This window comes from Mycobacterium sp. 1245801.1, from assembly GCF_001673055.1.
In the GTDB taxonomy this organism is placed as follows: Bacteria; Actinomycetota; Actinomycetes; order Mycobacteriales; family Mycobacteriaceae; genus Mycobacterium; species Mycobacterium europaeum_A.
Genome location: NZ_LZKY01000220.1, coordinates 1 through 13,356, shown reverse-complemented (window position 1 = coordinate 13,356; position 13,356 = coordinate 1). Strand labels below are relative to the sequence as shown.

Below are 13,356 nucleotides of genomic sequence, written 5' to 3'. Positions count from 1 at the left end.
CCACGGCCATCCTCGCCGAATTGGCGACGGCGGTGCTGATCTGGCCGGCGCTGGGCGTCATCCTGCCGATCGCCCGGGTGCTGGCGCTGACCTGGCTGATGGTGGCTGGCGTTGCCCTAACCCATGCGGCGCAACGAGCTTCGGCCGCCGGGCGAGCGGCCGCGGGCGGCCATCACGCGGACGCATCGACCTGAACGCGGTGCAGGTCGTCACCGAGTTCGACCCGCCCACCGAACCGCGTGGCCGCCAGGGCCCGCCACTGCTCCTCCTGGCCGGGCACCAGCGCCGGCACGTAGTGCGTCATGACCAGGGTGTCCACCCCCGCGCGCGCCGCGGTCGCCGCCGCCTCCTCCACCGAAGAGTGGTAGTCGCAGATGTCCTGCAGCCGCTGCTGCGGGATGGTGGCGACGATGTCCTTGCGGATCACGGTGTGCACCAGCGCACCCGCCCCTGTTGCCAGGTCGTCCAGGCCCGCGCACGGGACGGTGTCGCCGGCGAGCACCACCGAGGCGCCCTGGTAGTCGATGCGAAAGCCGATGGTCGGCGCCACCGGACGGTGATCGGTCGGGGCGACCCGGATGGCCACGCCGTCGCGGTCCCAGACGGTTCCCTCGGTGTATTCGTGCACGTCCACCGCCGGCGGCGAGTTGATGTCGGCGTGATGGGCGATCCGGTAGCCGATGTCGTGGCGGAACGCGTTCAGCGTCGCCGCGACCGCCTCGGCGGTGCCGAGCGGACCGATGATCGGCAGCGGCGCGGGGTCGGGCGTGAAGGTGCTGATCCACCGGGTGATGAGGACGTCGCCCAGGTCGCCGATGTGATCGCTGTGCAGGTGGGTCAGCAGCAACGCCGACAATCCGGCGGCGCCCACCCCGACCGCGGCCGCGCGCTGCAGCACGCCGCGCCCGCAGTCCACCAGGAACACCTGCCCGCCGGCCCGCACCAGAGTTGACGGCCCGGCGCGGTTCGGATCGGGGATGGGGCTTCCGGTTCCCAGCAGGGTGACCTCGATCATGTCCTTATCTTGCAAGCCCGCGGCTCCCGCAGTGGTCCAATCGCGCGATCCGCGCGGCCTGCACCGCTAGGACACGATCTGTTTGCAGCTTCTCTTAGTGGCTTTTGCGCCGCGCGAGGAAGCCGTAGCCTGATGTGAAGCGGATCACAACCCGGCTGGAGGCCCCGATGCGGATAGCGGACGTCTTGCGGAACAAGGGCGCGGCGGTGGTGACCATCAACCCCGACGCGACGGTTCGCGAGCTGCTTGCGGGGCTGAGCGACCAGAACATCGGCGCCATGGTGGTGGTCGGTGACGAGGGTGTGGTCGGCATCGTGTCGGAGCGCGACGTCGTGCGTCAGCTGCATACGCACGGCGCCAGTGTGCTGTCTCGACCGGTGTCCAAGATCATGACGTCCATGCTGGCGACCTGCACCAAGACCGACGAGGTCGACGCGATCAGCGTGTTGATGACCAAGAACCGGGTGCGGCACGTGCCGGTGCTGGACGGCAAGAAGCTGATCGGGATCGTCAGCATCGGTGACGTGGTGAAGAGCCGACTGGAAGAACTCGAGGCCGAGCAGCAGCAGCTGCATTCCTACATCACCCAGGGCTGATCGCCCGACTCCGCTCGCCGAACGTGCACTCACGGCGAGAATTGTGCGTTTTCTCGCCCTGAGTTCACGCTCGGCGCAGCACCGGTGCGTTCAGCGCCAGGAGTAGTCGGCGCGCAGGCGGGCGGCCACCACGTCGAAGATCTCGCGATCCAGGATGGCGCCCTCGCGGCGGATGCCCTCCTCGGGCACGTCGAGCACCCGGTCCAGCCGGACCCAGCTCTGCCTGCCCTCGTAATCCCAAGGGCCGGAACCGATTCCAACCCAGTCCGGGTCGGCGGCGTGGCGCTCCTGGCTGGACACCATCAACCCCAGCAGGACGCTGCGGTCCCGGCCCACGACCAGGACGGGCCGGTCCTTGCCCCGGGTGGGGTCGTCCTCGTAGACCACCCACGTCCAGACGATCTCACCGGGATCGGCCCGGCCGTCCAGGCTCGGCGCGTACACCAGCTTGCGGGCCCGCTGCGCGGTCGGGAGGCTGCCGCTGGTCACCGGCCGGCCGGTGACGGGCGCGTCGGGAGGTGGTGGCGCCACCGCGGCGATGACGTTCGCCGTGATCTTCACGGCCTGCTGCAGTTCGCGCAGCACGGTCTGGGAATTCTGCACGGTCCGGACTAGGCGCGGAGCGCCGTTGAACACCAGATTCTCCGCGAACCGCTGAAACGTCTTCCACTGGGATTTCCGGGGAGACGACATATTCGCAGCATAGACGCGAGCGGCGGGGTGCGACTGTGTCCAAGTAGGTCCCGGCGGCCCTGTCTGGATACGCTGGACATACCCGCGAACCGCGCCGGAAACGGCCGCAAAGCGCCCCGTCTAGTTGCACGCACCAGGAGATTCCCATCAGCAGTTTCGCCGACAAGACCTTCACCGCGCCGGCGCAGATTCGGAACTTCTGCATCATCGCCCACATCGACCACGGAAAGTCCACGCTGGCCGACCGGATGCTCCAGCTCACCGGTGTCGTCGACGAGCGGTCCATGCGCGCGCAGTACCTGGACCGGATGGACATCGAGCGCGAGCGCGGCATCACCATCAAGGCCCAGAACGTGCGCCTGCCGTGGAAAGTCGGTGACACCCAGTACGTGCTGCACCTGATCGACACCCCGGGCCACGTCGACTTCACCTACGAGGTGTCGCGCGCGCTGGAGGCGTGCGAGGGCGCGGTGCTGCTGGTGGACGCCGCCCAAGGCATCGAGGCGCAGACCCTGGCCAACCTCTACCTGGCGCTCGACCGCGACCTGCACATCATCCCGGTGCTGAACAAGATCGACCTGCCCGCCGCGGACCCGGACCGCTACGCCGCCGAGATCGCGCACATCATCGGCTGCGAGCCGGGCGACGTGCTGCGGGTTTCCGGCAAGACCGGAGCCGGCGTCGCCGATCTGCTCGATCATGTGGTGCGCGAGGTGCCGCCCCCGCAGGGCCAGGCCGACGCGCCGCTGCGGGCGATGATCTTCGACTCGGTCTACGACATCTACCGCGGCGTGGTGACCTACGTGCGGGTGGTCGACGGCAAGATCACCCCTCGCGAACGCATCGCGATGATGTCCACCGGCGCCACCCACGAACTGCTCGAGGTCGGCATCGTCTCGCCCGAACCGAAGGCCAGCGACGGCCTGGGCGTGGGCGAGGTGGGCTACCTGATCACCGGCGTCAAGGACGTCCGCCAATCCAAGGTGGGGGACACGGTGACGACGGCACGCCACGGCGCCGCCGAGGCGCTAACCGGATATCGCGAGCCCAAGCCGATGGTCTACTCGGGTCTGTATCCCGTGGACGGCTCCGACTACCCGGATCTGCGCGACGCCCTGGACAGGCTGCAACTCAACGACGCGGCCCTGACCTACGAGCCGGAGACGTCGGTGGCCCTGGGCTTCGGATTCCGTTGCGGCTTCTTGGGTTTGCTGCACATGGAGATCACCCGCGAACGCCTGGAGCGCGAGTTCAACCTGGACCTGATCTCGACGTCGCCCAACGTCGTCTACCGGGTGGTCAAGGAGGACAACACCGAGATCCGGGTGACCAACCCGTCGGATTGGCCGGAGGGCAAGGTCCGCGAGGTCTACGAGCCGGTGGTCAAGACCACCATCATCGCGCCCAGTGAATTCATCGGCACCATAATGGAACTGTGTCAGTCGCGCCGCGGCGAGCTGGGCGGCATGGACTACCTGTCACCCGAACGCGTCGAGCTGCGCTACACCATGCCGCTGGGCGAGATCATCTTCGACTTCTTCGATTCGCTGAAGTCACGCACCCGTGGCTACGCCAGCCTCGACTACGAGGAGGCCGGCGAGCAGGAGGCCCAACTGGTCAAGGTCGACATCCTGTTGCAGGGCGAGGCGGTCGACGCGTTCAGCGCGATCGTGCACAAGGATTCGGCGTTCGCCTACGGGAACAAGATGACCACCAAGCTCAAAGAGCTGATTCCGCGCCAGCAGTTCGAGGTGCCCGTCCAGGCGGCCATCGGATCGAAAATCATTGCGCGGGAGAACATTCGCGCGATCCGCAAGGACGTGCTGTCCAAGTGCTACGGCGGCGACATCACCCGTAAACGCAAGCTTCTCGAAAAGCAGAAGGAAGGCAAGAAGCGGATGAAGACCATCGGGCGCGTCGATGTGCCGCAGGAGGCGTTCGTCGCGGCGTTGTCCGCCGACGCCGCGGGGGACAAGGGCAAGAAGTAGCCATGCGGATTCGGGGGATGGCGACGGCTTTGATGGCGGTCGCCGTGCTGGGGACGGGCTGCGGTGGAGTCGTGGCGGGCACGGCGAAGCCGGCGCCGAACCTCAAGCCGCGACCGCTCAGCGGCGTCACGGTCAAGCAGGTGCTACTCGACGGCCCGACGCTGTCGCGGATGCTCAATCAGACCTTCGTGGCGCGGGATCCGGCCGAATTCGGCGGGCCCGAAAGGCTTTATCAGGTCCAGCGGACGATGTCGCAGGCCGGGTGCCTGGGCGTGACGGCGATGCTGCAGCAGGGCGTGTACCGGTCCGCCGACGTGAAAGACGTTGCGTCCGAGTCGTGGTGGAACAACGGCGAACCGGCGCAGGTGATCGTGGTCGAGGAGGGGGTGGTCACCCTCCCGTCGCCCGCACAGGCGCAGGCGCTGTTCACACAGTTCTCGGGGCAGTGGCAGCAGTGCAACGGCATGACGACGTCGGAACAGTCCGGCCCGATCAGCACCACGAACGTCATCAGCGACGTCCGCGTCACGGATTCCACCATCGCCGCGACCAAGACCGCGACGTCGATCTTGCCCAACATGCCGCCGCTGCGGCCCACCCCACAGGCGCGCGCCATCGGCATCCGGTCGAACTGCCTCGTCGAGGTCCAGGTGGTGTTCTTCGGCGGGCGACGGTCCTCGGACCCCGGCTCGGCCGACCTCAACACCAGCGCCATCGACGTTGCGCACGCCCTGATGGACAGGGTGAGCGCTCTGGGCTGACGTCGTGGCGACCCGCTTCGCCCGGCTAACGCCGCGCTTGCGATCGCCACGTCCTGATGGTGGCGACCCGCGTCGCCCGGCTCACGCCGCGCTTGCGATCGCCACGTCCTGATGGTGGCGACCCGCTTCGCCCGGCTCACGCCGCGCTTGCGATCGCCACGTCCTCATGGTGGCGACCCGCGTCGCCCGGCTCACGCCGCGCTTGCGATCGCCACGTCACATCGGGGCGTTGGCGGGCTGGAACATTCCGGAGCCGTCGGCTTCCTCCTCGGCGCGGATGACGTGCACCACCGCGTTGATCAGCGCCAGGTGGGTGAAGGCCTGCGGGAAGTTGCCCAGCTGCCGGCCGGTGCGCGGCTCGATCTCCTCGGCGTAGAGATGCAGCGGGCTGGCATACGACAGCAGCCGCTCACACAGGCGCTTGGCGCGCCGCACCTCGCCGATCTCGACGAGCGCCGACACCAGCCAGAACGAGCAGATCGTGAAGGTGCCCTCCTCGCCGGACAGCCCGTCGTCGGTTTCCTCGACCCGGTAGCGCAGCACCAGGCCCTCCTGGGTGAGTTCGTCGGCGATCGCCAACACGGTGTTGCGCACCCGCGGGTCATCAGGCGGCAAGAACCGCGTCAGCACCACCAACAGCAGCGAGGCGTCCAGCGCGTCGCTGCCGTAGCGCTGGGTGAACACCCCGCGGGAGTCCACGCCGTGCGCCAGGATGTCGTTCTTGATCTCCTCGGCGATCGCGCGCCACTGCTGGGCATAGCTCTTCTCGCCCTGCCGCTCGGCCAGCTTGGCGCCGCGGTCCAGCGCCACCCAGCACATCACCTTCGACGACGTGAAGTGCTGCGGCTCCCCACGCACCTCCCAGATCCCGCGGTCGGGCTCGCGCCAGTGCTTGATCGCCTCCTCCACCTGCTTCTTCAGCACGGGCCACAAGGTCTCGGGGACCTGCTCGCGCGACTTGGCGTGCAGGTAGAAGGAGTCCAGGATGGAGCCCCAGATGTCGTGCTGGATCTGGTCATAGGCGCCGTTGCCGATGCGCACCGGCCGGGCGTGGTCGTAGCCGGACAGGTGATGAAGCTCCTCTTCGACCAGACTGCGCTCGCCACCCACGCCGTACATGACCTGCAGCGGGTGCCGCTCGTTGTTGTTGGCGCCGGAGACGTCGGCGATGAACGCGAAGAAGTCGTCGGCCTCGCGATCCAGTCCGAGCGTGTACAGGCCCCACAGCGCGAAGGTGGAGTCGCGCACCCAGGCGTAGCGGTAATCCCAGTTACGTTCGCCCTGCGGCGTTTCCGGCAGCGACGTGGTGCTGGCCGCCAGCAGCGCGCCGGTGGGCGAGTAGGTCAGGCCCTTCAGGGTCAGCGCGCTGCGCTGCAGGTACGCCCGCCACGGATGGTCGGGGAAGTTACCGATGTTGATCCACTGCCGCCAGCACTCGGTGGTCTGCCACATCTTGTCGGCGGCCTCTTGGTAGGTCTGCGGCGCCGGATGCTTGGTCCAGCTCAGGGCAACGAACACGTCGTCGCCCTCTTTCATCCGGGTGCGTGCGCGCGCCTCGCGGCCCTCCAGCCCGATCCGCAGGTTGGACGTCAGCCGCATCGTCGGGTGGGCGTCGGGATCCTTGGCGGCGCGCGCGACGGCCTCGCCATAGGCGTTGGCGGAGTACTCCCAGGTGGCGCCGACGCGGTGATAGTCGAACGCCGGTTCGCAGCTCATCATCAGTTCGACGGTGCCGCTGACGCAGCGCACCGTGCGCAGCAGGATGTGCTCGGCGTCCCAGTCCATCGGGGTGCGGCGGTGCGTCCGAGACCGCCGCTCCAGGTCGTGCCACGGGCCCATCACCAGCGCATCGCGCACGATCAGCCACCCGGTGTGGGTCTGCCAGGTGGTTTCCATGATCAGGCTGCCGGGCAGGTACCGGCGGGCCGAGGGCACCGAGACGCCATACGGGCCCAGCCGGAAATGGCCGGCGCTGCGGTCCAAGATCGCGCCGAACACGCTGGGCGAATCAGGGCGGGGCACGCAGAGCCATTCGACCGATCCGGCGGGGGAGATCAGGCACGTGGTTTCCCAGTCCGACAGGAACGCATAGTCGGCGATCGGCGGGAACGGGTTCCGCAGGGCCGCGCTGGGAGCGAGCGGCCCGGGCGTGCGCAGGTCGATGGACGACGACATCGACGCGGCCGAGGCGGCGTCAAACTCTTCCTCGGGCAGGGCACCGTCCGGCGGGGCCGGTTGGTCTTCGGGCTGGGCGTGCAAAACCATCTGGACATCATCGCTGCTCAGCGGTCCCGCGTCCAACGTTTCACCGTGGTGGCGCGCCGCGCGGCGATCCGCTGCGTCCGACCCATGCCGGCGCGTGTTCCCGGCCGGCCGATGGTCTTCGGCGGTCGGGCCGAATAGGGTGAGCCCCGTGAACGCGTTCCTCAATTGGTGGGACGGCAACGAGCTGTGGCTTTCGGGGCTGCCTTTCGTGCTGCAGGCCCTGGTGGTGGTGCCCGCCGTGCTGGTGGTGGCCTACGCGACGGCGGCCCTGCTGGATGGCGTGCTCGGGAAGGGCATCGAGCTGATGCGCCGCGCCCGCCACGACGGGACGCCCGGGTAGCCCATGCCTCGGTCACACGTGACCCTGATTCTGGTCATCCTGGTGGCGTTGGTGATCGTCACGTGGCTGGTGACCCACGCGATGCACCGCTAGCGGCCGCGGGCCCTCTGCACAGCCGCCGTCGCGGTGGCGGCAACGTCAATTCCTGTTAGGCTTCCCGCCATGCGCGTGGCGATGAGCATCTCGGAGTGCTATGCCCTCGTGCACTGTTGTCGCTGACTCCCAAACCCGTGCGCGGTCTGGTCTGGAGTTTTCGAATTCTCCTGAAGTTTTAGGTGCCTTTCCGCAGAAACGGGACCCGACTCCCATACCTCTCGCACCGGAAGGCCCTCAATGGACACAAGGACCGCATCGCGCTGGCGGCCCGTCCTCGCACTTGCCCTGATCGCCGGCGTCATCGCCGGGTGCCACGGCGGCGCCAGTGATGCCGTCGGCGGCGGTGGTCTGGCCAACGCGCGCACCAGCATCACCCTGGTCGCCTACTCGGTCCCAGAACCCGGTTGGAGCAAGATAATTCCGGCGTTCAACGCCTCCGACGAGGGCAAGGGTGTGCAGGTGGTCACCTCCTACGGGGCCTCCGGTGACCAGTCCCGCGGCGTCGTCGACGGCAAGCCGGCCGACGTCGTCAACTTCTCCGTCGAACCCGACATCGCGCGACTGGTCAAGGCCGGCAAGGTCTCCAAGGACTGGAATACCGACGCCACCAAGGGAATTCCGTTCGGTTCGGTCGTCACGCTGGTGGTGCGCAAGGGCAATCCGAAGAACATCAGGGATTGGGACGACCTGCTGCGGCCCGGAGTGGAGGTCATCACCCCCAGCCCGCTGAGCTCCGGATCGGCCAAGTGGAACCTGCTCGCGCCGTATGCGGTCAAGAGCGAAGGCGGCGCCCACAGCGACGCCGGGGTTGCGTTCATCAAGAAGCTGGTCACCGAACACGTGAAACTGCGCCCCGGATCGGGGCGGGAGGCCACCGACGTCTTCGTCCAGGGCAGCGGTGACGTGTTGATCAGCTACGAGAACGAGGCGATCGCCACCGAGCGGGCCGGAAAGCCGGTCGAACACATCAACCTGGCGCAGACCTTCAAGATCGACAACCCGGTTGCGGTGGTCAACACCAGCCCGCATCTGGACGCCGCCGTCGCCTTCAAGAACTTCCAGTACACGGCCGCGGCCCAAAAGGTCTGGGCGCAAGCCGGTTTCCGCCCGGTCGACCCGGCCGTCGCCGCCGACTTCCGCAACCAGTACCCGGTGCCGGCGAAGCTGTGGACCATCGCCGACCTGGGCGGCTGGGCCACGGCGGACCCGCAGCTGTTCGACAAGAACTCCGGCAGCATCACGAAGATCTACACGAAGGCCACCGGATGACCGCCATCACCCCGGACCCGCTGGCGGTCCGGCCCGAGCTCAGCGGCGACGCGCCACCGGGCCCGCTACCCGGACGCGGCCGCGGCACCACCGCGCTGCGCGTCGGCGTGGCCACGGTCTGGCTCTCGGTGATCGTGTTGCTGCCGCTGGCGGCGATCGCGTGGCAATCCGCGGGCGGCGGCTGGCACGCCTTCTGGCTCGCGGTCACCTCGAATGCCGCGCTGGAATCGTTCCGGGTGACCCTGACGATCTCGGCCGGGGTCACGGTGCTCAACCTGGTCTTCGGCCTGGTGATCGCGTGGGTGCTGGTGCGGGATGACTTTCCGGGCAAGCGCCTCGTGGACGCGATCATCGATCTGCCCTTCGCGCTGCCGACCATCGTCGCCAGCCTGGTGATGCTGGCGTTGTACGGCAACCACAGCCCCGTCGGTCTGCATCTGCAGCACACGTCGTGGGGTGTGGCGGTCGCCCTGGCCTTCGTCACGCTGCCGTTCGTGGTGCGTGCCGTGCAGCCGGTGCTACTCGAACTGGATCGCGAAACCGAGGAGGCCGCGGCGTCGCTGGGTGCCAGCGGGCCGAAGATCTTCACCTCGGTGGTGCTGCCGTCGCTGCTGCCCGCGTTGTTGTCCGGGGCGGGGCTGGCCTTCTCCCGGGCGATCGGCGAGTTCGGTTCGGTGGTGCTCATCGGCGGTGCGGTGCCCGGCAAGACCGAAGTGTCCTCACAGTGGATCCGCACGTTGATCGAGAACGACGACCGCACCGGTGCAGCCGCGATATCGATTGTGCTGTTGGGCATTTCGTTTGTCGTTCTGCTCATCCTGCGGATCGTGGGCGGCCGCGCGGCCAAGCGAGAGGAGCTGTCCGCATGACATCGTCGGCGGGAGTGCGCTATTGGTTGCGGTTCGTCGCGCTCGCCTACATCTTCGTGCTGCTGGTCATTCCGGTGGCGTTGATCCTGTGGCGCACGTTCCGACCCGGGCTGGGCCAGTTCTACGCCTGGGTCAGCACCCCCGCGGCGATATCGGCGCTGAACCTAACGCTGCTGGTGGTGGCCATCGTGGTACCCCTCAACGTCATCTTCGGCATCCCCACCGCATTGGTCCTCGCGCGCAACAGGTTTCGCGGCAAGGGCGTGCTGCAGGCGGTCATCGACCTGCCGTTCGCAGTCTCGCCCGTCATCGTGGGTGTCGCGTTGATCGTGTTGTGGGGCTCGGCCGGTGCGCTCGGATTCGTCGAACAGGACCTCGGGTTCAAGATCATCTTCGGCCTGCCGGGCATCGTGCTGGCCAGCATCTTCGTCACCCTGCCCTTCGTGGTGCGCGAAGTGGAGCCGGTGCTGCACGAGCTGGGCACCGACCAGGAGGAGGCGGCGGCCACCCTGGGTTCGGGGTGGTGGCAGACGTTTTGGCGGATCACGCTGCCGTCGATCCGGTGGGGTCTGACCTACGGCATCGTGTTGACCATTGCACGTACCCTGGGGGAGTACGGTGCCGTGCTGATGGTGTCGTCGAACCTGCCGGGAAAGTCGCAGACACTGACATTGCTTGTCTCCGACCGGTACAACCGCGGTGCGGAATACGGCGCCTACGCGCTGTCCACGCTGCTGATGGGGGTTGCGGTGCTGGTGCTGGTTTTCCAGGTAGTGCTGGACGCGCGCCGTGCACGAGCGGCGAAGCAGGCCTGACGAGGAGAATGACCGTGACTCACGCCAACCGGGACGACCTCGCCATCGTCGTCCGCGACGCCAACAAACGTTATGGCGATTTCGTCGCGCTGGACCATGTGGACTTCGCCGTGCCCACCGGCTCGCTGACGGCTTTGCTGGGTCCCAGCGGCTCGGGCAAGTCGACCCTGCTGCGCACTATCGCCGGGCTCGACCAACCCGATACCGGAACCGTCACGATCGACGGCCGCGACGTGACCCGGGTGCCGCCGCAGCGCCGCGGCATCGGATTCGTGTTTCAGCACTACGCGGCGTTCAAGCACCTGACCGTGCGCGACAACGTGGCCTACGGGCTCAAGATCCGCAAGCGGCCCAAGGCCGAGATCAAGGCCAAGGTAGACAACCTGCTCGAAGTGGTGGGACTGAGCGGCTTTCAAGCCCGCTACCCCAACCAGTTGTCCGGCGGTCAGCGCCAGCGCATGGCGCTGGCGCGGGCGTTGGCGGTCGACCCGCAGGTGCTGCTGCTCGACGAGCCGTTCGGCGCGCTGGACGCCAAGGTGCGTGAGGATCTGCGGGCGTGGTTGCGGCGCCTGCACGACGAGGTGCACGTGACCACGGTGCTGGTCACCCACGACCAGGCCGAGGCGCTCGACGTCGCCGACCGCATCGCGGTGCTGAACAAGGGCCGCATCGAACAGGTCGGCTCCCCGACGGACGTGTACGACACCCCGGCGAACGCGTTCGTGATGTCATTCCTCGGTGCGGTGTCCACCCTGAACGGCACTTTGGTGCGCCCGCACGATATCCGGGTGGGCCGCAATCCCGATATGGCGATCGCCGGCGGTGACGGCACGGCCGAGTCCGTCGGGGTGGTGCGCGCCGTCGTCGACCGGGTGGTGACGCTGGGCTTCGAGGTGCGGGTCGAGTTGACCAGCGCGGCCACCGGCGGATTCTTCACCGCGCAGATCACCCGCGGTGACGCCGAGGCGTTGGCCCTGCGCGAGGGCGACACCGTCTACGTGCGGGCCACCCGGGTTCCCCCGATCGCCCTGGCCGCCAACGCAAGTCGTGCGGACGAGGCCGACCAGGATGAGAGCACCCTGACGTCGGCGTAGTCGCCGCATGAGAACCGCGGGCCGACCACTATCCGATTCGCCGACGCGCTAGCGGATGCGCTATCGGTTTTCAGATCCACTCGTCGGTCCGATTCCCACCGGGTCGGCGGTGGCGGAACCTGTCGAATGTTGAACTGCTATGACGCGTGCAAACCGCATTCGGTCTTGGCCCGGCCCTGCCAACGTCCGCTGCGCGGATCGGCCCCGGCCAGCGGCTTGGCCGTGCAGGGTTGGCAGCCGATCGACGAATAGCCTTCGTACATAAGCGGATTGACAAGCACGCCGTTGTCGTCGATGTAGTTCTGCACGTCCTCGTCGGACCATTCGACCAGCGGGTTGACCTTGACAAGCTTGAAGCCCTCGTCGAATCCGACCACTGGGGCGTTGGCGCGCGCGGCGGTCTCACCCCGGCGCAGGCCGGTCACCCAGGCGGAGTATCCGCGCAGCGTCTTGCCCAGCGGCGCGACCTTGCGCAGCCGGCAGCATTCGCTCGGGTCCCGCGCGAACAGGTCCTTACCCAGCAGCCTGTCCTGCTCGGCGACGCTGTGTTCTGGAGTGACATTGAGCACCCGGATGTCGTACACGGATTCGATCGCATCCCGGGTGCCGATGGTTTCCACAAAGTGATAACCGGTGTCCAAGAACACCACCGGCACACCCGGACGCACCTTGGCCGCCAGATCGATCAGCACGGCCTCCTGCATGCTGGAAGCCACCACGTAATTGCAGGTGGCCCAGCCGCGGGGCCCGTTGATGCCGCCGAACGTTTCGTCGGTCCAACGCAACACCTCGGCGGCGCTGGCGCCCTCCAGCTCGGCCGCGCCGCGGGCGGCAAGCGCCCGCAATTCGGCTTCTGGAAGCTTGGTTGTTCGTTCGCTCATCGCAAATCGTCCTCGTCTGCCCTCATAGCCCACTGTGCGAAACGTTCACCCTCACCGCGATATTTCAGGAAGTTACGTGTGACCCGCTCGATGTAGTCGCCGAGCTCGTCGCTGGTGACCTTGTGCTGGCGCAGTTTTCGGCCGAATCCGCTGTCCAGACCCAAGCTGCCGCCCAGGTGAACCTGAAAACCCTCGACCGAGCCGCCCTCTCCGTCGTCGACCATCTGACCCTTGAGCCCGATGTCGGCGACCTGAATGCGGGCGCAGGAATTGGGGCAGCCGTTGATGTTGACGGTGATGGGCACGTCGAGCTGGTCGTTGATGTCGGCGAGCCGGCGCTCCAGCTCGGGCACCAAAGACTGCGCCTTGACCCGGGTTTCGGCGAAAGACAACTTGCAGTACTCAATCCCCGTGCACGCCATCAGGTTCCGGCGCCAATGCGACGGCTTCGACTGCAGGCCGAGCGCCTCCAGGCCGGCGATCAGCTCGTCGAGCTTGTCGTCGGGCACGTCGAGGATTACCAGCTTCTGATACGGGGTGAGCCGGATCCGGTCCGAGCCGGCTTGTTCGGCGAGGTCGGCCACCGCGGTGAGGATGGTGCCCGACACCCGACCGGCGATGGAGGCGACGCCCACCGCGTTGAGCCCGTTCTTGAGCCGCTGCACCCCGACGTG

Annotated in this window: 12 protein-coding genes and 2 pseudogenes; 9 read left to right on the top strand and 5 right to left on the bottom strand. The window is 67.6% G+C overall.

Features of this window, described 5'->3' with window-relative positions; genetic code table 11:
• Positions 1–194, top strand: a pseudogene (locus tag A5622_RS14635) (hypothetical protein); the annotation flags it as partial.
• On the opposite strand, the gene A5622_RS14630 reads toward A5622_RS14635, so the two are convergent.
• Positions 173–1,015, bottom strand: coding sequence for a ribonuclease Z (locus A5622_RS14630; protein WP_066879407.1), 843 nt, complete (start codon positions 1,013–1,015; stop codon positions 173–175). The pseudogene A5622_RS14635 and the gene A5622_RS14630 overlap by 22 nt on opposite strands.
• Before the next feature lie 167 nt (positions 1,016–1,182).
• Here A5622_RS14630 and A5622_RS14625 point away from each other — a divergent pair, with 167 nt between their 5' ends.
• Positions 1,183–1,611 carry a CBS domain-containing protein gene (locus tag A5622_RS14625; protein ID WP_066862712.1) on the top strand — a complete coding sequence of 143 codons (429 nt, stop codon included), beginning with the start codon at positions 1,183–1,185 and terminating at the stop codon, positions 1,609–1,611.
• Positions 1,612–1,701: 90 nt separating this feature from the next.
• On the opposite strand, the gene A5622_RS14620 is transcribed toward A5622_RS14625, so the two are convergent.
• On the bottom strand, positions 1,702–2,304 hold the full coding sequence (locus A5622_RS14620; RefSeq protein WP_066862687.1) for a type II toxin-antitoxin system PemK/MazF family toxin: 603 nt from the start codon (positions 2,302–2,304) through the stop codon (positions 1,702–1,704).
• 140 nt (positions 2,305–2,444) lie between these two features.
• Here A5622_RS14620 and lepA point away from each other — a divergent pair, with 140 nt between their 5' ends.
• Together lepA and A5622_RS14610 are read left to right on the top strand one after the other, a co-directional pair.
• Positions 2,445–4,292 carry a translation elongation factor 4 gene (gene lepA / locus A5622_RS14615; protein WP_082994597.1) on the top strand — a complete coding sequence of 616 codons (1,848 nt, stop codon included), beginning with the start codon at positions 2,445–2,447 and terminating at the stop codon, positions 4,290–4,292.
• A 2-nt stretch (positions 4,293–4,294) separates the two neighbouring features.
• Positions 4,295–5,053, top strand: coding sequence for a sensor domain-containing protein (locus tag A5622_RS14610; RefSeq protein WP_066879398.1), 759 nt, complete (start codon positions 4,295–4,297; stop codon positions 5,051–5,053).
• A gap of 216 nt (positions 5,054–5,269) precedes the next feature.
• On the opposite strand, the gene A5622_RS14605 is transcribed toward A5622_RS14610, so the two are convergent.
• Positions 5,270–7,228 carry a glycoside hydrolase family 15 protein gene (locus A5622_RS14605; protein ID WP_231997792.1) on the bottom strand — a complete coding sequence of 653 codons (1,959 nt, stop codon included), beginning with the start codon at positions 7,226–7,228 and terminating at the stop codon, positions 5,270–5,272.
• 229 nt (positions 7,229–7,457) lie between these two features.
• On the opposite strand from A5622_RS14605, the gene A5622_RS14600 reads away from it, so the two are divergent.
• The 5 genes from A5622_RS14600 (at position 7,458) to A5622_RS14580 (ending at position 11,801) form a co-directional block, all read left to right on the top strand.
• The gene (locus A5622_RS14600; protein WP_231997791.1) at positions 7,458–7,658 is read left to right on the top strand and encodes a hypothetical protein; all 201 of its coding nucleotides are present in this window, start codon (positions 7,458–7,460) and stop codon (positions 7,656–7,658) included.
• A gap of 333 nt (positions 7,659–7,991) precedes the next feature.
• Positions 7,992–9,023 (top strand): sulfate ABC transporter substrate-binding protein, encoded by a 1,032-nt coding sequence (locus A5622_RS14595; RefSeq protein ID WP_066879395.1) that lies wholly within the window; start codon positions 7,992–7,994, stop codon positions 9,021–9,023.
• Positions 9,020–9,892 carry a sulfate ABC transporter permease subunit CysT gene (cysT, locus tag A5622_RS14590; RefSeq protein WP_066862675.1) on the top strand — a complete coding sequence of 291 codons (873 nt, stop codon included), beginning with the start codon at positions 9,020–9,022 and terminating at the stop codon, positions 9,890–9,892. The genes A5622_RS14595 and cysT overlap by 4 nt, the downstream gene beginning before the upstream one ends.
• Complete coding sequence (cysW, locus tag A5622_RS14585; RefSeq protein WP_066879391.1) at positions 9,889–10,707, top strand: sulfate ABC transporter permease subunit CysW; 819 nt, start codon at positions 9,889–9,891, stop codon at positions 10,705–10,707. Before cysT ends, cysW begins: the two co-directional genes overlap by 4 nt.
• A gap of 8 nt (positions 10,708–10,715) precedes the next feature.
• A complete protein-coding gene (locus A5622_RS14580; RefSeq protein ID WP_066879387.1) occupies positions 10,716–11,801 on the top strand; it encodes a sulfate/molybdate ABC transporter ATP-binding protein in 1,086 nt (361 codons plus the stop codon).
• A gap of 137 nt (positions 11,802–11,938) precedes the next feature.
• On the opposite strand, the gene A5622_RS14575 is transcribed toward A5622_RS14580, so the two are convergent.
• The gene (locus tag A5622_RS14575; protein WP_066879384.1) at positions 11,939–12,682 is read right to left on the bottom strand and encodes a phosphoadenylyl-sulfate reductase; all 744 of its coding nucleotides are present in this window, start codon (positions 12,680–12,682) and stop codon (positions 11,939–11,941) included.
• Positions 12,679–13,356 (bottom strand): annotated as a pseudogene (locus A5622_RS14570) (nitrite/sulfite reductase); the annotation flags it as partial. The pseudogene A5622_RS14570 and the gene A5622_RS14575, both read right to left, overlap by 4 nt.

Bases quoted from the DNA above. Each gene is read 5' to 3' on its own strand.
- cysW (WP_066879391.1), top strand. From the start codon at position 9,889: ATGACATCGTCGGCGGGAGTGCGCTATTGGTTGCGGTTCGTCGCGCTC.
- A5622_RS14605 (WP_231997792.1), bottom strand. From the start codon at position 7,228: ATGTCGTCGTCCATCGACCTGCGCACGCCCGGGCCGCTCGCTCCCAGC.
- A5622_RS14580 (WP_066879387.1), top strand. From the start codon at position 10,716: ATGACCGTGACTCACGCCAACCGGGACGACCTCGCCATCGTCGTCCGC.
- A5622_RS14630 (WP_066879407.1), bottom strand. From the start codon at position 1,015: ATGATCGAGGTCACCCTGCTGGGAACCGGAAGCCCCATCCCCGATCCG.
- A5622_RS14625 (WP_066862712.1), top strand. From the start codon at position 1,183: ATGCGGATAGCGGACGTCTTGCGGAACAAGGGCGCGGCGGTGGTGACC.
- A5622_RS14575 (WP_066879384.1), bottom strand. From the start codon at position 12,682: ATGAGCGAACGAACAACCAAGCTTCCAGAAGCCGAATTGCGGGCGCTT.
- cysT (WP_066862675.1), top strand. From the start codon at position 9,020: ATGACCGCCATCACCCCGGACCCGCTGGCGGTCCGGCCCGAGCTCAGC.
- A5622_RS14595 (WP_066879395.1), top strand. From the start codon at position 7,992: ATGGACACAAGGACCGCATCGCGCTGGCGGCCCGTCCTCGCACTTGCC.
- A5622_RS14610 (WP_066879398.1), top strand. From the start codon at position 4,295: ATGCGGATTCGGGGGATGGCGACGGCTTTGATGGCGGTCGCCGTGCTG.
- A5622_RS14620 (WP_066862687.1), bottom strand. From the start codon at position 2,304: ATGTCGTCTCCCCGGAAATCCCAGTGGAAGACGTTTCAGCGGTTCGCG.